Raw genomic sequence first — 22,238 nt, 5'->3', positions numbered from 1 at the left:
GATCTCACGTACCAAGCTTGCTGCCACCAACGTGAGCTGAACCACCACGAACCGGAGGAACCTTCCCTCAGAATTTCCGACATTTTGTCGAAAAGGGTTTAGTGATCCGGCCGGGCAAGCATGTCGAGTAGGTGGAGACCTACATGCAACAGCAACCTGTCTTCCCCGTCCTCGAGGTCGAGCTCGGTGAGGCTTCGAATCTGGTCGAGTCGGTAGTACAGCGATGTTCGATGCAAGTGAAGAGCCGCAGCGGTGCGTGAGACGGAGCCTCCGTGCTCGAGGTATGCCCTCAGTGTGTCGATCAATTTTCCACTGGGGCCATGGTCGACGAGCGCGCGAACTGGCGTGGGAAGTATCGACCATGCCAGCGCATCGTCGGGTAGTTCGAGCAGTACGGCGTCGACTCCGAGTTCGTTCCAGAATGCGATCCCGTCTTCGAACCTGCTCAACCGCGTAGCCGCCCGAAGAGCGATCGTCGCCCGATGTCGCGTGTGCCAGGCATTGCTTCTGCCGCCGGCGCCGGAGCCGATTCCGATCGCCACTGTGGCGCCGGCTCCCAGCAGCCGTTGAAGGTCCGCTTTGACTCGCTCGACCCGCTCGCGAAGCTCCGCCGTCCGCAACGGTTGGTCCGTCAGATGCAAGAGGGTGGCATGGTTGCTGTCGAGGTAGTAGGCGCAGGGTTGCGATCCCCGGCACACGGTCTCGACCGCAATTTGAAGCGCAACCTCGACCGGAATGATCGTCTGCGCAGATGCGCTGACCTGCATGACCACCACTGTGGATTGCTCCGCGTCGTGCCACTCGCGGTGCTCGCCGAAGTGCTGAAGAGCCGACTGACGGTCGGTCACCTCAGCGCCGAGCAGGCTGCGAAGGGCCCTCCGCCGCTCGAACTGTTGTGGATCCGCCGCGAGGGAATCCGAGTAGATCTGCGCCGCCACATCCCGGCTCACCCTGGCCATGTGGTCGATCTCGGAGTGGGTCAACGACTGGTTGGCATCGATCACCATCATCAGGCCCAACAGCCACCCCGGTCCGTGCAGGGGTACACACAGTCGTGGCTTCAGTCCGAGTGCGGCGTTGCCTTCGATCGTCCTCGGTTCGTGCCACCTTGCCACTCCCTGCGCGAGGATGTGATCGCGAACTTCAGTGCTGGGACCACGCTGGAGCATGGAGCGGACTCGAGCAGGATCCTCGTCACCAAAGTGCCGACTGATGTAGAGGGGCCGGATCGAAGGGTCGACGATCACGACCGACCTCCCCAGCTGGTCCGCAAGAGACTCGACCATCGCCTGTACTTCCTTGCCGACAGACATCGCGGTGCTCATCGATGGGGTTCTCCTGCTCTTTTCTACATAACGTGGAATCGCCCGCTCAACCTTGCGACGGTACGCGGGTGTCGTGCAACTTTCTCGGATCGATACTCGAAGTCGTCCTCGCCGACAGGCTCGAACTCAGGGAAACGATCACCGGCGAACACTGCGTCGGACAGGCGGCAGGGCCACCAGCGCTGCACATCCAGGGCTCGACCTCTGTGCTCAGAACGGTCGAGAGTGCATTCGATCCGAAGGCGGTGCCCTGGGGACCTCCACCCGACTGTTTCTACAGCCCATGAAAAAACCAAAGACACCATATGGAATCGGACCGCAATGGCTCGAAACCGCGGAGTCACAACCAGATAGGACTCTCAATGGAACAGCGACTCGCAGTTGTCACCGGCGCCGGCGCCGGGATCGGCTCCGCCATTGCCGAACGGCTCAGCCAAGACGGTCACCATGTCGTCCTGACCGATCGCGATCTGCACGCGGCGGAGGAAGCTACCGCCAAGATCCAGGCGCTGGGATTCAGCGCCCAGGCGCTGCAAATGGACGTCGGTCAGCTGGCCTCGATCGACGAAACGTTTGGCGCTGTGGCGCGAGATCACGGGCGTTGCGACATCCTCGTCAACAACGCAGGAGTTGCGAAGACTCACAGCTTTCTGGACTTCCCCGATGACGAGTGGCAGACAACCCTCAGCATCAACCTGACCGGGGCGTTCCGCTGCAGCCAGCGCGCGACACAACTGATGTTGCTGCACCGCTGGGGTCGGGTCGTGAATATCAGCTCGATCAGCGGAATGCGGGCGGGAGTCGGCAGGACCGCCTACGGAACGTCCAAGGCGGGCATCGATGGGCTCACCCGGCAGATAGCGATCGAACTCGCGTCCTACGGTATTACGGCGAACTCCGTTGCGCCCGGTCCCATCGAAACAGCGTTGGCGCAGAAGCTCCACACGGAAGCCACACGGCGGGAGTTGTGCCGACTCGTCCCCGCAGGCCACTACGGCAGGCCAGAATCAATCGCCGACACCGTCGCCTTCCTAGCCTCGGACGACGCCGGGTTTATCAACGGACACACACTCCCAGTGGATGGCGGACTGATGGCGGCAGGTGTGCTCAACATCTGAGATTGCTCCCGTATGCACCCGACGGTCAGCGCCCCCTACCTGCGGTCCTGATCCTAGAACTCGGAGCCCACGCGGCCATCCTTTGTTCCGGCGTCAGGGTAAGCGCCCAATCAACCAACCATCTACCGAGATACATTGCATGAGTAGACACAATTCGTTCGCGAGATCGACACCCCGTCAAGGTTCAGCGAGACCCTGGGCCGTCGACAGCGCTGCCACCGACTATGACATCCTCGACTTCGCCGTTCTGTGGGCGCCGATCGGTGGCCCTTCAGACCAGCACATCCACACAGCCTTCGGCATCGCCTCCGCCGACTACAAGCTACGACTCGATGAGGCGGTACGCCGCTACCGTGCTCGACCAGCGGGCCGACGTGACCAACATGCGGGCCCGATATACGCAAACTCAGTTCTCACTGCTGGGATGCTGTACGGCTCGGACGTGACTCCTGAACCAGACACCGCGCTGACGCTGACTGCCTGTTGAGAATCGATCCTTATCCGACACAGACCTAAACAACAGATTTGCCGAGAAATATTCGTCGACAACCCATTTCGAAAAACTATATCGAAAAGCCCCCACCCAGGGGTCATGTCGACACATGATGATCGGCTATGCGCGCTTCTCCAGCGCAGTCGAGAACCCCGACCATCCACGTCGATCATCCGGCTGGACCGGCTCGGACGGACGATGCTGCTTCTTATCACGCTCGGCGCCGAGCTGCGCGGTATCGGCCTCAACGTGCTCGGGCAGGGCATCGACACCGCGACCGCCGAAGGCTGCGCCATGTCGGGATGCGGTCGGTGCTGGCGGAGTTCCGGCGGGAGTACGACGCAGGGGAGCGCACAATCGCGCCATCGCGGGCATGCTGAATGTGCCGCGCATCAAGGTGTCTGGACATCCGAACAAGCGGGTCGATATCGCACCGGTCACGCCGGAGATCGTCGTAGATCCGCCTCCGGTGAACCGAGGGTCGCGGCCGATCCATGAGCAACGATCAGCCGCGGAGGTTCGCGTCCAGCATGCGGACCAACTCACCGACCCGTCCGCCGCCACCCGGTGCCACCGGGAAACGTCCGAGCACGTCGACGACGAGCGGTGTCGCACGACGGACCGCTTGCTCGATCTGTTCGGCGCCGACGGTACGATCGTCACCGGCGACGAGCTCGGCTGCTCTGGCCGCATGAGCACCCGCTCCGAGAATGTGCTTGACCTGGGTGGCCTTGGCCAGCGGATGCAGGTAGGCGGCGCCCGCCGCGGACATCGCGGCCCACGCCGCCTCGCGCGCGGCCGCGGTGTGCGCGCCCTTGGCTGCCGTGAGCGTCGCCCACGCTGTGTCCCGCAGAGATTTCCCACGCTCGCCACCCCGCGCGAACTCCCACGCGGCACCGATCGCGTCTCGCGCCCGTGGGTCGTCCAGTTGATCGGCCTCGAATATCCCGAGCACTACCTCCGCGCACGCCGCGGCGAACGCGGTGACCTCGCGAAGCTCCTGCGTGCTCAGAACGATCTCGCTCGTTTCTCCCGCCATCCTCCCATCTTCGACCACTTCGTCGGCTCGGCGTTGGTCCGGCCTCACGACGGCGTTCAGGCTGCGTCGTCCCCGGCCAAGGGCCGTGAATCGGCGATGTCGTATTCCGCGACCGACGCCGAGAGGATGGCCGCGCCCTGCTCGTCGCTGGGGCCGCTACCGCGGAAGGTCTCGACTGCCGCCCGAGACTCCCAACGCTCGAAGACGTTGATGCGGCCGGGGTCGATCAGGTCGGCGGTGATGGCGAAGTCGAGGCAGCCCGCGGCGGCGCGTGCCTGTTCGACGACACTTACGCAGCCCGCGAGGTAGGACTCGCGCTGCTGCGGTTCGACGGTGATGTGTCCTGCGACGATGACCATGGTTCGCTCCTCTTCCTGGCGTGTCCAGCGGTCGGGCGTGGCCCGGCCCGGGACACGCGGCACCTCTCGTCCAGTACAGACAGCACGCCCGCGGAAAATTCATCGGAACGGCCAAAGGCTTCGCCCGCCATGCTCCCATCTTCGACCAGAGGGGCGGAATATCTCCGAGGGCGGTACAGTTGTACGCGTCGACGGTGTCGGACATACCCCGGGTACCACATTAAATTCGTCGCCGAGAGCGACCACTTGCCGAGAGGCGATATGACGGCACCGTCGCAGAGAAGCCGCCGGCACCACTAGGTGCCGGCGGTTTTTTCTGCCCCGGACCTCACCCGACTGGCTCGAAACCGGCCAGCATCTGCTCGAGTGCGGCCTGGTCGGGCCCGATGAATGGGTCCGACTTCGGTGCCTCGGCGAGCATGTCCAGGAACTCGGCCGTGTGTCCGTCCGCCGGCGGGAGATGGGTGCTGAGGATCCATCGCGGGTCGAGCGTTCGGAGCCCGGCGACGGTCTGCAGGAACTTCGCCTCGTCCACCAGGTGCACCCAGGGACTGTCGACGGTGGCCCACAGGTGCTGCGCGGCACGGATGGCGCCGGGTGCGGAATACCCGACGTCGTCGGCGGTGGCGAGTTCGGCGGTCTCCATCGGCGCTCCGAAGCAATCCGAGGAGAAGCAGGCCTCGCTGCGGTCGTCGTAGAAGCCGACGGTGCTGGGATTGTCGAACAGCGGCGGACGCAGGGCGGTCAGCGTCCGATCGCCGACGTCGAGGGATTGGCCCGGATTGAGCAGGTAGACCCGGTCCATGGGGACGGGCCGTGCGCACGACAGGATGCCGACGCCCGCGAAGGTCGTGATCAGGCGGGCACGCGGCGCCGCGTCGAGCAGGTCGAACAGTGCGCCGGTGTGATCGCGGTCCGGATGCGTCAGCCAGATCCACTCGACGTCCGCGGGGTCGAGCACCGATCCCAGGGCCTCCATGAAGCCGCGCCCGGGCAAGCTGAGTCCGGTGTCGACGACGACAGGTTCGGCGGCCTGGAGAACATACGCGTTCGCTGGTAGGTGCCCGATGCCCGGCACCTCCAGTTCGTCGGCGAGTACCGTAATGTCGCGTCGGATTTTGTTGATACGCATGACATTGCCTTTCGCTCTTCGTGGCTGTCGCGGTCTGGCTCGTCATCGACGTTATGAGCGGTGGAGGCGGCGCACCATTCCACAATTCTGGTATTTCCGCCGCCGATCCGCGCTCGTACGATTGACTCGTGAGCGTGGATTCCGCGCAATGCGCAGCAGCGAAGCTCGAACGATTGTGCGCGGCCCCACGGGGCCTGGTCTCGCTGTGGCAGGAGGCGTCGGACGTCGTCGCCGGGGTCGTCCCGTACTACTGGACGCCGTGCTGGTTCACCCTCGACCCCGTGTCCTTGCTGATGACCAGTCACTATCACTTCGGCATGGACGAGTTCCCCGGGGACTGGCTGGCCGCCGAGTACTACGAGGACGACGTCCAGACCGTCCCCGACGTGATGCGGTCCGCCAAAGGGATTTCCACGTTGCACGAAGCCGCGCAGGGAGATCCGTCGGCAAGCCCGCGATGGCGCCGGAACCGAACGCTCGGCGGCGACCAGGAGTTGATCGCACGGTTACGCACGCGGTCGGGAGAAACGTGGGGAGCGCTGAGTCTCTATCGCGACGACGGGATGCCGATGTTCTCGGAAACCGAGAAGTCGTTCGTGCAGGAGATCGCGCCGGTCCTCGCCGGCGGTGCCCGCCGCGCACTGCTGTACGGACAGGCCGAGGAACCGGAATATGCCGATTCGCCGGGTCTGCTCGTCCTCGACGAGAACTGGAACATCGAATCCGCGACCCCCGGGGTCGACCGGTGGATGACGGATCTGCCGGGTGGCGACTGGGACCGGGGTGAGTTGCCTGCGGCGGTGATCACGCTCGCCGGTCGGGTGTTGCGTTGTGTGGAAGACCGCGACCGGCTGGGCGACGTGGCCGTCTCCCGAGTGCTGTCGCAGTCGGGTGCGTGGTTGGTGCTGCACGGCGCATGCCTCACGTCGACGGGCACGCGGCGCATCGCCGTGATCGTGGAGCCGGCACATCCGAGTCGGCTGTATCCGCTGCTGATGTCGGCTTACGGGCTGACCGAACGCGAGAAGGAGGTCACGTCGAGGGTGTTGCAGGGGGCGTCGACGTCGCAGATCTCCGCCGAACTGCACGTGTCGGCGCACACCGTGCAGCAACACCTGAAGAGCATCTTCGACAAGACCGGCGTGCACAGCCGACGGGACCTGGTCGGCAAGGTGTTCTTCCAGCACTACGAACCGCGGTTCCGCGACAACGAGAAGAGGACCGCCGCGGGCAGGCCTGTCCGGGGCGGTCCCTGGCCCCCGCCGAGCAGCGAACCCGGGTAGACCGGTTTTCACCGGCCACCCGGGCACACGGTGGCGGTCGGCCGAGATGCGGACGGGTCCCGATCCGGGCCGAAGCCAGAAGCGGGCGTCTACTCTTCCTTCTTCAGGCGGGCGGCCAGCATCGCCTTGCCCAGATCGCCACCCTTCCTGCTGACGGCTTGGGCACGGCGGAAGAAGTCGGCCAACTCGGCATCGCCGTCCATGTCGGCATCGGAGATGTAGCCCTCGAGACGCAGGGCGTTGCTCAGTGACGCTTCGACGAACCAGATCAGGTTGTAGTCCTTGTCCCGAATACCCGTCACCGAACGTGCATCTTGTTCACTCATCAGTGCGTCCTTCCCGAGAAACGGCCGACTGTCTTGTGGTTCCTGCCTACCCGTGTGGTTGCATGGTAGAACGTGAAGCGCGCCCGGCTCAGGCGAATACCCAGTTCATCAGGATGACGTACAGCGCCGTCCCGGCGACGATCGAGAGCACCGCGTTCTTACGCCACAGGTGCACGGCCGCCGTCGCCGCCACCGCGATCAGTTCGGGGATGCCGTGCGACGGCGCGGTGACGGACACATTCTTCAGCGAATACGCCACCAGAATCAGCATGATTCCCGCGGGCAGGTAGACGCCGAGGTAGCCGACCAGGGCGGACGAGCGCAACGGCATGACGATCGCGAAGGGGACCGCGCGCAGGGCGAACGTGACGACCGCCATGATCGCCACGGCGGTGATGATGTAACCGGCGTCAGGCACGGGTGGTCACCTTGTTTCGGGTCAGGAGATAGCGGACGACGAGCAGGGCCACGAACGATCCCATCGCGATCGGCAGCATGTGTTCGGGGTCGACGAGTCGCGCGATCAGTGCGCACAGCACAGCCGCTGCCGGGACGGCGTAGCCGCGTTGCGCCCGGATGGCCTCGATGGACAGCACGACGAAAAGCGCGGTCAATGCGAAGTCGAGTCCGACGATGTTCTCCGGGATCCATTGCGCCGCGGTCGCTCCCAGGATTGCTCCGCCGATCCAGTACGCGTGGAGGAACAGTTGCGAGTACACGATGACCCGACCGGACATCGACTTGCGGTCGCCGGTGACGGTCATGGCGTAGGCCTCGTCGGTGAGGGCGAACATGCTGTAGAGGCGGGCCGCTCGACCCTTGACGGCATCGAGGGGAAAACTCAAGGCGTAGAACACGTGCCGGAAGTTCACCAGCAGCGCCGTCAGCGCGATGTAGGGGAGTGGCGTCATCGAGGCCACCATGCCGACCGCGATGAATTCGAGAGACCCGGCATAGATCAGTGAGGTGAACACCATCGCCCACCAGGGGTTGAGACCCTGTTGGACGACGAGCACGCCGAGGGCGATTCCCAGTGGGATGAGCCCGATTCCGACGGGGAGCGACGCCTGCAGGGCGCGTCGCCATTCCGGGGTGTGCCGGGGTTCGGAGTCGACTGCGGCGGCCGTCGGGAGGGTTGCTGGATCGATCACCACGCAAATCTATAGCAATCATCGCGGTGCGCGATTGCGGGCAAATGCCGGATTGCGGCATCGTGCGCAATAATAGTGCGATGGATGCGATCGATGAAGCAATTTTGGACCACCTGCGAGCAGATGCCAGTCTGACCAACACGGAATTGGCGGATCTGGTGGGTCTGACGCCGTCCCCGTGTCTGCGCCGGGTCAAGAAGCTCGAGGCGGACGGCATCATCACCGGCTACCGCGCCATCGTCAGCCAGGAGGCGCTCGATCGGGGCTTCCAGGTGATCGTCACCGCCGAGATCGGCGTCAACGACCAGGCGACGATCGAGCAGTTCGAGTCGCGGGTGGCCGCCTTCGACGAGGTGATCGAATGCCGGCGACTGTTCGGGATCCCCGACTACTTCATCCGGGTCGCGGTCCGCGACCTCGCGACGTACGAGAACTTCATGGCCACGAAGCTCAGTGGGCTGCCGGCGGTGTCGCGGGTGACGTCGCTGATCACGATGAAGACGATCAAGAGCGTCGACTGAGCGGGGGCGGGCCTGCCGTCGTGCGCTGTGACGCCGCGCACCCCGCGTCCGTGAGGGTAAAGAGTCCTTTACTATGGGTGGTTCATCCTCCGCAAACAGAGAGAGCCATGACCAGCGCCTCGCGCCCCCGAAGACCCAGCCAGCCCCAGCGTGACCCCCGTGGCACCCGACGCACGTCGCGGGTGACCGCACGATGACCCTCCTGAGCATCTTCTTCGGCGTCGTCGTCGTATTGCTCATCACGGCCCTGACCGGCTATTTCGTCGCCCAGGAATTCGCGTACATGTCGGTCGACCGCTCGCGGCTCAAAGCCCGGGCCGAGGCGGGAGACGCCGGAGCGGCCCGCGCCCTCGCCGTCACTCGCCGCACGTCGTTCATGCTGTCCGGTGCCCAGCTCGGCATCACCGTCACCGGCCTGCTCGTCGGCTACGTCGCCGAACCGCTGATCGGCCGCGGCCTCGGGGAACTCCTCGGCGGTGTCGGCATCCCGACCGCTGTCGGGATCGGCATCGGCGCCGTCCTCGCCGTGCTGTTCTCCACCTTCGTCCAGATGCTGTTCGGGGAGCTCTTCCCGAAGAACCTGGCGATCGCCCGGCCCGAGCCGGTGGCCCGCGGGCTCGCGCTCTCGACCACCCTCTATCTGAAACTCTTCGGCTGGTTGATCCGGCTGTTCGACCAGTCGTCGAATCTGCTGCTGCGGGTACTGCGGATCGAGCCGGTCCACGACGTGGAGCACTCGGCGACCCCGCGCGACCTCGAACACATCGTCGCCGAATCGCGCGACGCCGGCGAGTTGCCGCAGGAGTTGTCCACCCTGCTCGACCGAATCCTCGACTTCCCCACCCGTACCGCGGGGCACGCGATGATCCCGCGCGCCCACGTCGACACCGTTCACGCCGACGAACCCCTGAGCAGCGTTCTCGCGAAGATGGGCGCCGGTCACACCCGCTATCCCGTGGTCGGGACGTCCACCGACGACCTCCGCGGCGTCATCCACCTGCACGACCTGCTCGGCGAGCAGGCCCACGGTGCCGCCGGTTCCCGCGCCCGTGCGGCCGTCGTCGTGCCGACGTCGCTGCCGCTGCCCGACGTGCTGAAGAATCTGACGGCGGCGGGCGACGAGATGGCCCTCGTCGTCGACGAGTACGGCGGGTTCGCCGGTGTCGTCACGATCGAGGACCTCGCCGAGGAACTCGTCGGTGAGATCGCCGACGAACACGACCCCGAACTCGACGTCGCGGTGACGGGCTCGGCGTCCGACGGCTGGGTGATGCCGGGAGATCTGCACATCGACGAGGTCGAACGGATACTCGGCCACGACCTGCCGTCCGGCGACTTCGAGACGCTCGCGGGCGCTGTTATCGCGGAGTTCGGAGCTCTTCCCGCCGCGGGGGATGTCGTGACGATCCGGCTGAATCCGGATCCGGCCGACCTGATCGACGACGCAGATCCGCCCGTCCGCAGCCTCGACGTCGAGGTTCGGACGGTCGACAAGCACGTGCCGTCCTCGCTGTTCGTGAGGCTCCGCGTGCTGGAAAGTGAATCGGCCGATGAGTAATCCGTGGATCGTCGTGGTGGTCACCGTCGGGCTGATCGCGGCCAGCGCGTTCTTCGTGGCGATCGAGTTCGCCCTGATCGCCGCTCGCAGGCACCGGCTCGAGGATGCGGCGCCCACCAGCCGGGCGGCCCGCGCTGCCCTGCGCAGCGCCTCGGAATTGTCGGTGCTGCTCGCCGGATCGCAGCTGGGCATTACCGTCTGCACCCTCGCGCTCGGCGCCGTCACGAAGCCGGCCGTGCATCACTGGCTGACCCCGGCGTTCGCGGGCTGGGGTGCGCCGCTGTGGCTGGCGGACGTGCTCGGATTCGTGATCGCCCTGATCATCGTCACGTTCCTGCACCTTGTCGTCGGCGAGATGGCCCCGAAGTCGTGGGCGATCGCGCACCCGGAGAAGTCCGCGACTCTGCTGGCGATCCCGATGCGCGGTTTCATGTGGGCGACCCGCCCCGCGCTGGTGGTCCTGAATCGCATGGCCAACCGGTGCCTGCGGAGGTTCGGCGTGGAACCGGTCGATCAGGTGGGAGCGGGCCAGGACCCGGACGCGCTGCGTCACCTCGTCGCGCACTCGGCGACCGTCGGCACGCTCGACGAGCGCTACCACGGACAGCTGACGAGCGCCTTGGAACTCGAATCGCTCGCGGTGCGAGACATGGTGCGGCCGAACACGTCGCCGAGCAGCGTCGCCCCGGACGCCACCGCGGCGGCGATCAGGGCGGCCGCGGACCGCAGCGGCCACCTCCGGCTGCTCGTCCGCGACGACAGCGGGATCCGTGGGGTGGTGCACGTCCGGGACAGCCTGCAGGCCGGCCGGGGAGTGACCGCCGCCGACCTGATGCGCCCGGTGCTCACGCTCAACGCGGGCGCCGCGGTGTACGAAGCGCTGCGCGTCATGCGCGAGACCCGCAGTCACCTGGCCGTCGTCACCGACGACGAACAGCTGGTCGGCGTGGTCACGCTGACGGACGTCCTCGGCCGCCTGCACCCGGCGACCGCGATTTCCGCCTGACCCGTCGAACGGTATCCTCGCGGGGTGAATTCACGGTTGGATGTGGTCGCGCGGGTGCGCGGCTCCTTCGTGGGTTCACTGTCCGGGGCGGTCAGCATCGCCGCGCACGGTGTCGCCGGGGGTGGAATGCCGCCGAGTGAGGGCTCGGTGGTGCTGCTTCTCGCGGCCTGCGCGGCAGTGGGCGCCTCGGTCGCCGCAGTCCGGATCGCCGGCCGTGAATGGATGTTCGTGCTGTCGGTGCTCGCGGCGGGCCAGTTGATCGGCCACACCACGCTGGCGTTGGCGTCCGGCCACGGGCACGGTCTGGGACTGTCCACCCCGATGATCGCCGCGCACCTCGCCGCGATCGCCGCGTCCGCGGTGCTGGTGCGGTCCGCCGAGCGGGCCTGCCTGCGCGCGCTGGCCGCGCTGTCGCGCATCGTGCTCGCCGTCCTGGCCCCGCTGCAGGTCGATACCGGCACGTGGACGGCCATCCCGGTCTACCGCGCGAAGTTGTCGTTGTGGCTGCTGGTCGCGGCCGGCGCCGGCACCCGCGGACCACCCGCTCTCGTCTGATCGAACCTTCACACCGCCGCCCGGCGCACACGCTCGACGTGTGACTCGCCGGTCCGGCGTGTCCGCGTACGGCACCGGCAGATTCCCGGCCGGGACCCGGTGCCGATCATCTCCCGAGTCGGCGCACCGTGATGCGTCCCCGCGAGTCGACGAGCGTGCACCTGATGTGCGCGCGGGCTCGAGGGCGCCGGGTGCCGGTCTCACCTCGATCCGAATGAGAGCGTCATGTCCATCCCCGAACTCGAAACAGATACCCCGGTCGCGTCCGCACCGTCCTCACCGGCGCCGAAGGATTCCTCGCCGCCGCGCAGTCTTCGCCCGCTGATCCTGCGTCTGCATTTCTATGCGGGAATCCTCGTTGCCCCGTTCCTGGTGATCGCCGCGGTCAGCGGCGGCCTGTACGCCCTGGCGCCGTCCGTCGAACAGCTGGTCTACCGCGACTACCTGCACGTCGACTCGACCGGTCCCGAAGCGCCGATGTCCGAGCAGTTGCGGGCCGCGCAGCAGGTCCGCCCCGACCTCGCCGTCGCCGCAGTACGCCCGGCGAGCGAGCCGGGTGAGACGACGCGGGTGATGTTCACCGACCCCACGCTGGGGGAGTCGGAACGTCTGGCTGTGTTCGTCGACCCGGTCGACGCGCGGTCGGTGGGCGAACTGGTGGTGTACGGCAGCAGCGGTGCCCTGCCGATGCGGACGTGGATCTCGCAATTTCACCGGCACCTGCATTTGGGTGAGCCCGGCCGGATCTACAGTGAGCTCGCCGCGTCGTGGCTGTGGGTCATCGCGCTCGGCGGCGTGTACCTGTGGGTGCAGCGCTACCGCACCACCCGTGCACGCAGCGCCGGCGCCGCGCGGCTATGGACCCTCGACCGGTCCAGCCGCGGCCGCAATCGGATCCTGAGCTGGCACGGCGTGGTCGGCATCTGGATCGCGGCCGGTCTGGTGTTCCTCTCGGCCACCGGTCTGACGTGGTCGAAGTATGCGGGCGAGAACGTCGGCGACCTCCGCTCCGCGCTGAGCTGGACCACCCCGACGCTCGACAAGAAGCTGGAGTCGGCCCCCGCCGGCGACGGCGCCGCAGCATCTTCCGGTCACGACGGGCACGGCGCGGCGCACACCCCGGCGCCGGATCCGGGAGTCCTCGACCGCCACGTCGGCGAACTCGACACCGTCCTCGACGTGGCGCGCAGCAACGGGGTCACCGGTGCCGTCGAGGCAACGGTCCCCGCCGACGCCGCCACCGCGTTCACGGTCACCGAGACCCGTCAGCCGTGGCAGTTCTCGACCGACTCGATCGCCGTCGACGGAGCGACGGGCACGGTGACCGACGTGTCGCGATTCGGTGACTGGCCGCTGGCCGCGAAGCTGACGTCCTGGGGCATCGCCCTGCACATGGGACTGCTGTTCGGCCTGCTCAACCAGCTGGTTCTTGCCGCCCTCGCGGTGGCGTTGCTCGCGGTGATCGTCCGCGGCTACCTGCTGTGGTGGAGGCGCAGGCCCACCCGCGGCTCCGCGCGGGCGATGGGCAGGCCGCCCGTGCGGGGCGCCTGGCGCCGCATCCACCCGGCGACGGCGGTCCTCGGGGTCGCCGGCGTCGTCCTAATCGGCTGGTTCGTGCCGCTCCTCGGTCTCAGCCTGCTCGCGTTCGTTGTCGTGGATGTCGCGGTCGGTGCAGCCGCCCGGGTGCGGTCGAGGCGCGGAGCCGGCGAACTCGGGTGACCACCGTCTGAACGGGTCGCGGTGCGGGAACCGAAGTGTCCCTTCGGTTCCCGCCGTAGCTCGCTCCTTCAGCCGACCCAGTCCGGGCCGGGCCCGTTGGCCTCTTCGAAGATCAGCCACGTCTTGGTCGCCTGCACGCCCTCGAGACTCTGCAGACGCTCGAGGACGACGTGGCGCAGTGCGCTGTTGTCCGGTGCGCGGACGAGGACGAGAACGTCGAAATCGCCACCCAGCAGTGAGAAGTGCTCGACGAAGGGCAGCGTCCGGAGTTGGGTGGAGATCCCGCGCCACGAGTCCTGCCTGATCGAGAGGGCGATGAACGCGGAGGATCCGAGGCCGGCCTTCGAGTGGGAGATCTGGGTGGTGAACCCTTCGATGATCCCCGCGTCCTGCAGCCGCTCGATCCGGACGTAGGCGTGTGCCCGGGAGATGTGGGCCTTCTCCGCCAACGCTCGCATCGAGATGCGGCTGTCGGCGACGAGTTCCTTGATGATGCGACGGTCGATCGCGTCGAGCCGATACGTGTCTTCCGTGTCGTCTGCCATCTGTCCATCCCCGCCGTGGTCGCTCACACTCCGGAGAGACATTCTGCTCCCGGCAGGCCGAGTTTAGACCAATTGTCGCCAGTTTCCGTTTGTCGTTGTCTATCCGTCATTCAGTTGCGAGCATTGGTGAACACAATGCATCTGGAGGTAGACGTGACGCTCGTAGAGCCGACCCAGGCGACGCCGTATCAGAAGTTCCTTCCCGCCGAGCGTGCGGTGCAGTACCTGGACGCGGCGGGCGAGCTCACCGGGAGCGAGGCGCGGTACCCGAGGCCGAGCGACGACCGCCTGGGAGAGATGTACCGGAACATGGTGCTGGGCAGGCGGTTCGATCAGCAGGCGACCGCGCTGACGAAGCAGGGCCGGCTGGCGGTCTACCCGTCTTCGCGGGGGCAGGAGGCCTGCCAGATCGCGGCCGCGATGAGTCTGCGGCCCTCGGACTGGATGTTCCCGACCTATCGCGATTCGGTGGCGCTCGCCGCCCGCGGCATCGACCCGGTGGAGATCCTGAGCATGCTCGCCGGCAACTGGCACTGCGGCTACGATCCCGCCCGCCACCGCAGCGCGCCGCAGTGCACCCCGCTCGCGACCCAGCTCCTGCACGCGACCGGTGTCGCCTACGGCGAGAACCGCAAGGGCCGGGACACCATTGCCCTGGCGTTCTGCGGCGACGGCGCGACCAGCGAGGGCGATTTCCACGAGGCCCTGAACTTCGCGGCCGTGTTCAAGGCTCCGGTGGTGTTCCTGGTGCAGAACAACGGTTTCGCGATCAGCGTGCCGCTCGCCCGGCAGAGCGTCGCTCCCACGTTGGCGCACAAGGGAGTCGGCTACGGAATCGGCAGCGAGCAGGTGGACGGCAACGACCCGGTGGCCATGCTGGCCGTGATGGACGAGGCCGCGAACTTCGTCCGGGCCGGCAACGGCCCGGTCATCGTCGAGGCCCACACGTATCGGATCGACGCGCACACCAACGCCGACGACGCCACGCGCTACCGCGATTCCGCCGAGGTCGAGCAGTGGCTCGGGCGCGACCCGCTGGCCCGGCTCGACAAGTACCTGCGGGGCAGGGGACTTCTCGACGACGCGTCCGCGGACGCCCTCACGGCGGAGGCCGAGACCGCCGCCGCCGAACTGCGGGCGGGCATGAACGTCGACCGCGTCGCCGACCCGATGGATCTGTTCCGGTACGTCTTCGCCGAGCAGACACCGCAATTGAGAGAGCAGCAAGCGCAGGCGGAAGCCGAACTGGCCGCCGAGTCCGAGGAGAACTGACATCGTGCCCACGATCACCATGGCCCAGGCCCTGAACGCCGCGTTGCGCGACGCGCTCGCCGCGGATGAGAACGTCGTCGTCTTCGGGGAGGACGTCGGCACCCTCGGCGGCGTCTTCCGGGTCACCGACGGACTCACCCGCGACTTCGGCGACGACCGCTGCTTCGACACCCCGCTCGCCGAATCCGGCATCATCGGCTTCTCCATCGGCATGGCGATGGCCGGGTTCCGGCCGGTCGTCGAAATGCAGTTCGACGCGTTCGCGTATCCGGCTTTCGAGCAGATCGTCTCCCACGTCGCGAAGATCCGGAATCGCACCAAGGGTGCGTTGTCGGTGCCGATCGTCATCCGCATCCCGTTCGCGGGCGGCATCGGCGGGGTCGAGCACCACTGCGATTCCAGCGAGGGCTATTACGCCCACACCCCCGGGCTGAAGGTGGTGGCCCCGTCCACCGTCGAGGACGCCTACACCCTGCTGCGTGCGGCGATCGAGGACCCGGATCCGGTGATCTTCCTCGAACCGAAACGCCTGTATTTCTCGCGTGCCGACGTCGACCTGGCGGTGGGCGCGCCGATCGGGCAGGCCGCGGTGCGTCGTCCCGGCCGGGACGCGACCGTCGTCGCGTACGGGCCGTCGGTGAGCGTCGCGCTCGAATCCGCCGAGGCCGCCGCGGCGGAGGGCCACGACCTCGAGGTGATCGACCTGCGGTCGATCGTGCCCTTCGACGACGAGACGGTGATGGCATCGGTCCGGAAGACGGGACGCTGCATCGTCGTTCAGGAGGCGCAGGGATTCGCCGGGGTCGGTGCCGAGATCGCCGCCCGCGTCCAGGAACGCTGCTTCCATCACCTGCACGCCCCGGTGTTGCGGGTCAGCGGATTCGACATCCCGTACCCGGCGCCGAAGCTCGAACGCCTGCACCTGCCGAGCGTCGATCGCGTCCTCGACAGCGTCGACCGGTTGCAGTGGAACGATTCCGCCGACACCCGCTGGGCGGTGACCGCATGAGCGACCAGGTGTTTCTGCTTCCCGACCTCGGCGAGGGGCTCACCGAGGCCGACATCGCCGAGTGGAAAGTGAAGGTCGGCGACACCGTCACCGTCGATCAGGTGGTGGTGGAGGTCGAGACCGCGAAGGCCGCCGTCGAGGTGCCGATTCCCTTCGAGGGCACCGTGATTTCCCTGCACGGCGGCGAAGGCGCGACGCTCGCGGTGGGCACACCCCTGATCACCGTCAGCAGCGCCCGCGGCGCGACCCAGGGTTCCGGATCGGGCAATGTGCTCATCGGCTACGGCACCAGCGAGGACACCCGGCAGCGTCGCCGGCGTGTGCGGCAACCCGAGGTCACGCCTGCACCGAAGTCCACGGGCGCCGTGCGCGTGATCTCACCGATCGTACGAAAACTGGCCCGGGAAAACGACGTCGACCTGACCGCCCTGTCCGCCACCGGACCCGGTGGAGTCGTCACCCGCGCCGACGTCGAACGGGCCCTCACGGCGACCCCCGACGACGGGACCGCCGACACGCAGCGGATTCCGATCACGGGACTGCGCAAGGCGGTCGCCGAGAAGCTGTCGACGAGCCGTCGGGAGATCCCCGACGCGACGACGTGGGTGGACGTCGACGCCACCGATCTACTGGCGGCGCGCCGGGCGGTCAACCAGACCCTCGGCGACGACGGGGTGAACCTGATGGCGTTGCTCGCGCGCCTGGCCCTCGCAGCGCTGACGCAGTACCCCGAACTGAACTCGACCGTCGACACCGCACGCAACGAGATCGTCCGCTACAACCATGTGCACCTCGGCATCGCGGCGCAGACCCCGCGCGGACTGGTCGTCCCGGTGATCGATCACGCCGATCGGCTCACGACCGTCGAACTGGCCCGGCAACTGCGCGACACCACGGATCTCGCCCGCGAGGGCACCCTCCCGCCGGCGCGACTGTCGGGCGGCACGTTCACCCTCAACAACTACGGCGTGTTCGGGGTGGACGGATCCACTCCGATCATCAACCACCCCGAGGCCGCGATCCTCGGTGTCGGCCGCATCATCGACAAACCCTGGGTCGTCGACGGACAACTGGCGGTCCGGAAGGTCGCTCAGGTGTCGCTGAGTTTCGATCACCGCGTCTGCGACGGCGGCGTCGCCGGAGGATTCCTCCGGCTGTTCGCCGACTACCTCGAGAACCCGATCGCCGTCCTGGGGAGGCTGTAGATGACCGAGAACCACAGCGACGTCCTGATTCTCGGCGGCGGTTCCGGTGGCTACGCCTGCGCCTTCCGCGCCGCGCAACTCGGACTGTCGGTCACGCTGATCGAGGCCGACAAGGTCGGCGGAACGTGCCTGCACCGAGGCTGCATCCCCACCAAGGCGCTGCTCCATTGCGCCGAGGTCGCCGACACTGCCCGCACCGGCGCGGAATTCGGCGTCCGCACGACGTTCGACGGCATCGACGTCGCCGCGGTGCACGCGTACAAGGACGGCACGATCGACCGGTTGTACCGGGGATTGCAGGGTCTCGTCGCGCACCACCGGATCACCGTCGTGTCCGCGCACGGACGGTTTGTCGGCGACCGGACGATCGAGGCGGACGGTGTCCGCTACACGGGGACGTCCGTGGTGCTGGCCACCGGGTCGTACGCCCGCACGGTGCCGTCCATCGAACTCGGTGACCGCATCGTCACCAGCGACGACGCACTGAATCTCGGGTTCGTCCCCAAGACGGCCGTGGTTCTCGGCGGTGGGGTGATCGGGGTCGAGTTCGCGAGTGTCTGGGCATCGTTCGGCGCCGACGTGACCGTCGTCGAGGCGCTGCCCCGGCTGGTCGCGGCGGAGGATCCGTGGTGCTCGAAACAACTCGAGCGGGCATTCCGCAAGCGCCGCATCTCCGTCCGCACGGGTGTGCAGGTCGAGTCGGCGAAGGAATCCGCGGACGGCGTCCTCGTCGAACTCGGCAGCGGCGAGACCCTCCACACGGATGTCCTGCTCATTGCCGTCGGGCGCGGGCCCCGCACCGCCGACAGCGGATTCGCCGACCACGGAATAGCTCTCGACCGCGGGTTCGTCGTCACCGACGAGCGTCTGCGCACCGGCGTCGACGGCGTGTATGCCGTCGGGGACGTGGTGGCGGGACTTCAGCTGGCGCACCGCGGTTTCCAGCACGGTGTCTTCGTCGCCGAGGAGATCGCCGGTCTCGCCCCCGTCCCCGTCGCGGAGCACCTCGTTCCGCGGGTGACGTACTCGCACCCCGAGGTGGCGTCCGTCGGGTACACCGAGGACGCCGCCCGTGACCGGTACGGCGACGTGACGTCCCTCGTCTACGACCTCGCCGGCAACGGCAAGAGCCAGATCCTGAAAACCGCGGGAGGAATCAAGGTGGTGCGCGCCGGCGACAGCGGCCCCGTCGTCGGAGTGCACATGGTCGGCGACCGCGTCGGTGAACTCATCGGCGAAGCGCAACTCACCGTGGCATGGGAGGCCCTGCCCTCCGACGTCGCGCGCTTCGTCCACGCGCATCCCACGCAGAACGAGGCACTGGGCGAGGCGATGCTCGCGTTGTCGGGGAAGCCGCTGCACACGCACGGGTGACGAAATACTGTCTGACGCGGAGCAGTTTCCCCCACACAACACGGAGGACGTCGCAACATGGACTGGACACTCGAAGTGGTCGTTCTGCCCGTCGGTGACATCGATCGATCCGTCGCGTTCTACCGCGACAAACTCGGGTTCCACCTCGATCACGACACCACCAACGAGCACATGCACGTCGTGCAGCTGACCCCGACCGGGTCGGGGTGCTCGATCGTGATCGGCGATCTCCCGTCGCACACGGAGATGGCAGCGGGGTCGATGAGGGGACTGCAGTTGGTGGTCGCCGACGCCGCGGCGGCCCGCCGGGAGTTGCTCGACCGCGGTGTCGAGGTCAGTGAGATCACGGTGTTCGACGAACGTGACGGGGGAACGTTCTTCGGTTTCGCCGATCCCGACGGCAACACATGGGCCGTCCAGCAGATCCGGGCGCGCGCGGAGAAGCCGCTGATTCCGGTCGAGGCGCGCGGGCGGTTCGGCGAGAACGTCTGACAGTCCGGGCGCTCAGCTCAGCGGGCACGCGCTGCGGGTGTCCTCGACGAGTTGCTCGGCTCGCGTGACGGCCGCGGTCAGTTCTTCCGGTGTCGTTCCGAGCCGGCCGAGGACGGCGTGCGCGCGAGCGGTGAAGTCGGCGGGGGCGTTCGGAAGCGCACCGGCCGCGGCGACGGCGCCCTTCTCGATGACCAACCAGCGCCGGGCGTGCGCATGGAGAGCGTGGGCGCACAGGCACATTGCGCGAAACAGGCAACCCGCGACGTACGTCGCATCGGCGCGGGAGATCGCCTTGCGGGCCAGCACGGTGACGAACTCCGCCTCCCACAGTCGCCGCACGAGCGCGTTGCGCAGCGGGTCCGGGTAGTGCTGCACCTCGGTGCGCAGGGCCGCGAGCTGTCCGGACGGGTCGGCGAGAATCACCGCCGGCGCGAGTTCGCCCGGGTACGCGAAGTCGGCGAATCCGAACGGGTGACCGGTCTGGGCGTGGAACCCGTACACACCCCGCTGCGTGTCCTGCCACACCGCGGTCACCCGGTCGAGGTCGCGGTACAGCCAGTCGACCGCGGTGCCGTCGATCGACAGCCAGGCCCCGCCGTCGACCCACGGTCCCCACTCTCCGGTGCGGGTCGCCGACGCCCCGGCACCCGCGCATTCCTGCGCGAGGCCGGTCAGCGCGTCCGTGTCGAGAACCCCGCGGTAGTAGATGCCCACGTCGTAGTCGGAGTCCGTCGTGTGCGTTCCCCGGGCGCGGCTGCCGCCGAGGGTGACACCGACGACGCCGTCGACGAGACACAACCGCTCGGCGAGTGGCCGCAACACCACATTCTCGAACTCCACACCCACATCGTCCACCCCGGCCGCGCGCAGCGGATAAGTTCGGTTCATGCTCATCGTGGGAACGACCGTCATCGGCGCACGCGACGTGGGGCGTGCCACCGGGTTCTGGACCGCGGCGCTCGGGTTGACCGCCCTCCCGCCGGTCGGTGCCAACGACTTCACCAACCTGACCCGACCCGACGGCCGACTGCTGCTGGCCATTCAGCAGAGTGAACACGACGCGGAACCCGAGCCACGGCTGCACCTCGACCTGTACGCCCGGGACGGCGACGATCAGGCCGCGGAGGTCGAACGACTGATCGGTCTCGGCGCCCAGCGGGTGCCGTGGGACCGGTACCCCGAGAACGCCGACTTCGTGGTGCTCGCCGACACCGAGGGCAACCGGTTCTGCGTCATCGACAACGCCCGCGCGCCGGACCAGTGCCGGCTCGAGATGCCCTGACACCGAGGGGTACGGCGTCGACGGTTACGCAGCGTCCGCGTACTGGGCGGGACGCGGCAGCATGGGCCTGCAGACCGCGCGGGGGATGCCGCACACCTCGAAGAAGTCGATGACGATCGACCGGACCTGAGCAGAGACGACCGCCGAGGAGAAGCCCGCCGAGACTTCCTGTTGCGGCAGTGCGCGCGCGAATCGTTCGAGCTCGTTGCCGATCTGGATCTCGTTGGGTTTCGTCGCCGGAGTCGCGAGGATCATCTGGCGCATCCGGTCGGCGATCGTCGCGAGTTCGGAGACGGCCTCGGCGAGTTTCGGGTCGATCTGCTCGCCGTCGTACGTGGCGATGAGGGCGCGCCGCACGAGGACTCGGGTATTGCGGGCGGCGTTGTCGATCGGGTCCGCGATCGATCCCAGCCGGCCGATCCGGCGACGGGCCCGCCAGTGGATCGGTGACATTCGCGCCACCTCGGATCCGGAGCGGAGTTCGACGCGCATACTGTCGATGGTCGACTGCGTCGAACGGGCAAGGGCGAGAGCATCCTCCAGCGCGGAGATGTCTCCGGCCGACAGCCCCTTCGACGTCTGCCGGAGGGCGGCGCCGACGCTGTCCAGCACGGCCGCGGCGCACCGGCGGGTCCGGCGCACGGGATCGGTGGGCAGCACGGACAGCGCCACGAGACTGAGCGCGCCTCCGATCAGTGCGTCCACGACGCGGTCGAACGGGTGCGCGGCGGTCGCGGACGCCATCGCCGCGACCAGCGCCGCCGACGACCCCGACTGCAGGACGATCACGGAACCACCGTCGAGGAGCACGGCCAGCGACATCGCCACCGCCACCACGAGGCAGATCTGCCACGGACCGTTGCCGATGTACCGTACGACGACGTCCGACACGATCGTTCCGATGGTGACACCGGCGATCAGTTCGCCGGCCCGGCGGCTGCGGGCACCCCGCGCGACGCTCAGGCACACGACCGCCGCCAACGGGGCCAGCAGCGGTTGCTCGTGACCGGCCACCTCCACTGCCACCCACCACGCCGCCCCGGCGGTGACCGCCGTCTGCGCGATCGGCACCAGGTATCCGGCGAACCGCAGCAATGCGGCGCGCACGGCAGGCACCGCGGTGGCGCCGGCCCGTCGGAGGGACGTGAGCATCGAAATGAGCTGGAGCACAGTGGTACGGCTTTCTGAACGGTCACACGTGGGCAGGAGCACAATCTCGTATCGCCTGCCGATACCGGACGGTGCCGGTGGACAGGCCTTCGCAAATCTTGTCGTGAATTTCTTACGGCCGTGTAAAAGTGGGCCCTTTCATTACGCAGATCACGTTCACCGGCCGTATCCGGGCGATGCAGGTCACAACCCGAGTGTCGAACGTGCTTTGCAATCCACGTGATTCAAACCACTCGACGGCATCGCGGGCGACCGTACTATTCCACCGAATGCATGGGGAAACCTTCTCCGTGAGTGAAGGGAA

23 protein-coding genes are annotated in these 22,238 nt (G+C 67.4%); 13 read left to right on the top strand and 10 right to left on the bottom strand.

What is annotated here, in order from left to right:
• Nucleotides 1–98: 98 nt before the first annotated feature.
• Nucleotides 99–1,325, bottom strand: a complete 1,227-nt coding sequence (locus ACFTWF_RS12325) for a PucR family transcriptional regulator (RefSeq protein WP_378461481.1) — start codon at nucleotides 1,323–1,325, stop codon at nucleotides 99–101.
• Between the two features lie 362 nt (nucleotides 1,326–1,687).
• Here ACFTWF_RS12325 and ACFTWF_RS12320 point away from each other — a divergent pair, with 362 nt between their 5' ends.
• Nucleotides 1,688–2,443, top strand: a complete 756-nt coding sequence (locus tag ACFTWF_RS12320) for an SDR family NAD(P)-dependent oxidoreductase (RefSeq protein WP_378461480.1) — start codon at nucleotides 1,688–1,690, stop codon at nucleotides 2,441–2,443.
• Between the two features lie 998 nt (nucleotides 2,444–3,441).
• Here ACFTWF_RS12320 and ACFTWF_RS12315 read toward each other — a convergent pair.
• The 3 genes from ACFTWF_RS12315 to ACFTWF_RS12305 all read right to left on the bottom strand — a co-directional run bounded on the left by ACFTWF_RS12315 (nucleotide 3,442) and on the right by ACFTWF_RS12305 (nucleotide 5,466).
• Nucleotides 3,442–3,975 carry a putative immunity protein gene (locus ACFTWF_RS12315; RefSeq protein WP_378461479.1) on the bottom strand — a complete coding sequence of 178 codons (534 nt, stop codon included), beginning with the start codon at nucleotides 3,973–3,975 and terminating at the stop codon, nucleotides 3,442–3,444.
• A 56-nt stretch (nucleotides 3,976–4,031) separates the two neighbouring features.
• A complete protein-coding gene (locus ACFTWF_RS12310; RefSeq protein ID WP_378461478.1) occupies nucleotides 4,032–4,334 on the bottom strand; it encodes a putative quinol monooxygenase in 303 nt (100 codons plus the stop codon).
• Between the two features lie 328 nt (nucleotides 4,335–4,662).
• Nucleotides 4,663–5,466 carry an MBL fold metallo-hydrolase gene (locus ACFTWF_RS12305; protein ID WP_378461477.1) on the bottom strand — a complete coding sequence of 268 codons (804 nt, stop codon included), beginning with the start codon at nucleotides 5,464–5,466 and terminating at the stop codon, nucleotides 4,663–4,665.
• 128 nt (nucleotides 5,467–5,594) lie between these two features.
• Here ACFTWF_RS12305 and ACFTWF_RS12300 point away from each other — a divergent pair, with 128 nt between their 5' ends.
• On the top strand, nucleotides 5,595–6,749 hold the full coding sequence (locus ACFTWF_RS12300) for a LuxR C-terminal-related transcriptional regulator (protein ID WP_378461476.1): 1,155 nt from the start codon (nucleotides 5,595–5,597) through the stop codon (nucleotides 6,747–6,749).
• Between the two features lie 89 nt (nucleotides 6,750–6,838).
• Here the strand turns inward: ACFTWF_RS12300 and ACFTWF_RS12295 are convergent, their stop codons facing one another.
• From ACFTWF_RS12295 to ACFTWF_RS12285, 3 genes are all read right to left on the bottom strand, one after another.
• Nucleotides 6,839–7,075, bottom strand: coding sequence for a hypothetical protein (locus tag ACFTWF_RS12295; RefSeq protein ID WP_378461475.1), 237 nt, complete (start codon nucleotides 7,073–7,075; stop codon nucleotides 6,839–6,841).
• A gap of 88 nt (nucleotides 7,076–7,163) precedes the next feature.
• Nucleotides 7,164–7,493, bottom strand: a complete 330-nt coding sequence (locus ACFTWF_RS12290) for a branched-chain amino acid transporter permease (protein WP_378461474.1) — start codon at nucleotides 7,491–7,493, stop codon at nucleotides 7,164–7,166.
• Nucleotides 7,486–8,229, bottom strand: a complete 744-nt coding sequence (locus ACFTWF_RS12285; protein ID WP_378461473.1) for an AzlC family ABC transporter permease — start codon at nucleotides 8,227–8,229, stop codon at nucleotides 7,486–7,488. The genes ACFTWF_RS12290 and ACFTWF_RS12285 overlap by 8 nt, the downstream gene beginning before the upstream one ends.
• A 77-nt stretch (nucleotides 8,230–8,306) precedes the next feature.
• On the opposite strand from ACFTWF_RS12285, the gene ACFTWF_RS12280 reads away from it, so the two are divergent.
• The 5 genes from ACFTWF_RS12280 (at nucleotide 8,307) to ACFTWF_RS12260 (ending at nucleotide 13,585) form a co-directional block, all read left to right on the top strand.
• Nucleotides 8,307–8,747: an Lrp/AsnC family transcriptional regulator gene (locus ACFTWF_RS12280; protein ID WP_073361703.1), complete on the top strand. Its 441-nt coding sequence runs from the start codon at nucleotides 8,307–8,309 to the stop codon at nucleotides 8,745–8,747.
• A 193-nt stretch (nucleotides 8,748–8,940) separates the two neighbouring features.
• Nucleotides 8,941–10,305 (top strand): hemolysin family protein, encoded by a 1,365-nt coding sequence (locus ACFTWF_RS12275; protein ID WP_378461472.1) that lies wholly within the window; start codon nucleotides 8,941–8,943, stop codon nucleotides 10,303–10,305.
• Nucleotides 10,298–11,311: a CNNM domain-containing protein gene (locus ACFTWF_RS12270; protein ID WP_378461471.1), complete on the top strand. Its 1,014-nt coding sequence runs from the start codon at nucleotides 10,298–10,300 to the stop codon at nucleotides 11,309–11,311. Before ACFTWF_RS12275 ends, ACFTWF_RS12270 begins: the two co-directional genes overlap by 8 nt.
• 24 nt (nucleotides 11,312–11,335) lie before the next feature.
• Nucleotides 11,336–11,866, top strand: coding sequence for a hypothetical protein (locus ACFTWF_RS12265; protein ID WP_378461470.1), 531 nt, complete (start codon nucleotides 11,336–11,338; stop codon nucleotides 11,864–11,866).
• A 225-nt stretch (nucleotides 11,867–12,091) separates the two neighbouring features.
• Complete coding sequence (locus ACFTWF_RS12260; protein WP_378461469.1) at nucleotides 12,092–13,585, top strand: PepSY-associated TM helix domain-containing protein; 1,494 nt, start codon at nucleotides 12,092–12,094, stop codon at nucleotides 13,583–13,585.
• A gap of 68 nt (nucleotides 13,586–13,653) precedes the next feature.
• Here ACFTWF_RS12260 and ACFTWF_RS12255 read toward each other — a convergent pair whose 3' ends face one another.
• Nucleotides 13,654–14,130 carry an Lrp/AsnC family transcriptional regulator gene (locus tag ACFTWF_RS12255; protein WP_378461468.1) on the bottom strand — a complete coding sequence of 159 codons (477 nt, stop codon included), beginning with the start codon at nucleotides 14,128–14,130 and terminating at the stop codon, nucleotides 13,654–13,656.
• Between the two features lie 135 nt (nucleotides 14,131–14,265).
• On the opposite strand from ACFTWF_RS12255, the gene pdhA reads away from it, so the two are divergent.
• Genes pdhA through ACFTWF_RS12230 form a run of 5 tightly spaced genes read left to right on the top strand, consistent with a single transcriptional unit; the run spans nucleotide 14,266 to nucleotide 19,482 of the window.
• Nucleotides 14,266–15,402 (top strand): pyruvate dehydrogenase (acetyl-transferring) E1 component subunit alpha, encoded by a 1,137-nt coding sequence (gene pdhA, locus ACFTWF_RS12250; protein ID WP_378461467.1) that lies wholly within the window; start codon nucleotides 14,266–14,268, stop codon nucleotides 15,400–15,402.
• Nucleotides 15,403–15,406: 4 nt separating this feature from the next.
• Nucleotides 15,407–16,411: an alpha-ketoacid dehydrogenase subunit beta gene (locus ACFTWF_RS12245; RefSeq protein ID WP_378461466.1), complete on the top strand. Its 1,005-nt coding sequence runs from the start codon at nucleotides 15,407–15,409 to the stop codon at nucleotides 16,409–16,411.
• A complete protein-coding gene (locus tag ACFTWF_RS12240) occupies nucleotides 16,408–17,616 on the top strand; it encodes a dihydrolipoamide acetyltransferase family protein (protein WP_378461465.1) in 1,209 nt (402 codons plus the stop codon). The genes ACFTWF_RS12245 and ACFTWF_RS12240 overlap by 4 nt, the downstream gene beginning before the upstream one ends.
• Complete coding sequence (gene lpdA / locus ACFTWF_RS12235) at nucleotides 17,617–18,990, top strand: dihydrolipoyl dehydrogenase (RefSeq protein WP_378461464.1); 1,374 nt, start codon at nucleotides 17,617–17,619, stop codon at nucleotides 18,988–18,990. It abuts the gene before it with no gap.
• A 57-nt stretch (nucleotides 18,991–19,047) separates the two neighbouring features.
• Nucleotides 19,048–19,482 carry a VOC family protein gene (locus tag ACFTWF_RS12230; RefSeq protein WP_378461463.1) on the top strand — a complete coding sequence of 145 codons (435 nt, stop codon included), beginning with the start codon at nucleotides 19,048–19,050 and terminating at the stop codon, nucleotides 19,480–19,482.
• Nucleotides 19,483–19,494: 12 nt separating this feature from the next.
• On the opposite strand, the gene ACFTWF_RS12225 is transcribed toward ACFTWF_RS12230, so the two are convergent.
• Nucleotides 19,495–20,370, bottom strand: coding sequence for a nucleotidyltransferase domain-containing protein (locus tag ACFTWF_RS12225; RefSeq protein WP_378461462.1), 876 nt, complete (start codon nucleotides 20,368–20,370; stop codon nucleotides 19,495–19,497).
• Here ACFTWF_RS12225 and ACFTWF_RS12220 point away from each other — a divergent pair.
• Nucleotides 20,369–20,764 (top strand): VOC family protein, encoded by a 396-nt coding sequence (locus ACFTWF_RS12220; protein WP_378461461.1) that lies wholly within the window; start codon nucleotides 20,369–20,371, stop codon nucleotides 20,762–20,764. The genes ACFTWF_RS12225 and ACFTWF_RS12220 overlap by 2 nt on opposite strands.
• 24 nt (nucleotides 20,765–20,788) lie before the next feature.
• Here the strand turns inward: ACFTWF_RS12220 and ACFTWF_RS12215 are convergent, their stop codons facing one another.
• Nucleotides 20,789–21,934, bottom strand: a complete 1,146-nt coding sequence (locus ACFTWF_RS12215; protein WP_378461460.1) for an aromatic acid exporter family protein — start codon at nucleotides 21,932–21,934, stop codon at nucleotides 20,789–20,791.
• Nucleotides 21,935–22,238 lie beyond the last annotated feature (304 nt).

It is taken from the genome of Rhodococcus sp. NPDC056960 (assembly GCF_042674125.1).
In the GTDB taxonomy this organism is placed as follows: Bacteria; Actinomycetota; Actinomycetes; order Mycobacteriales; family Mycobacteriaceae; genus Rhodococcus_F.
This window is presented reverse-complemented; position numbering and strand designations above follow the sequence as displayed.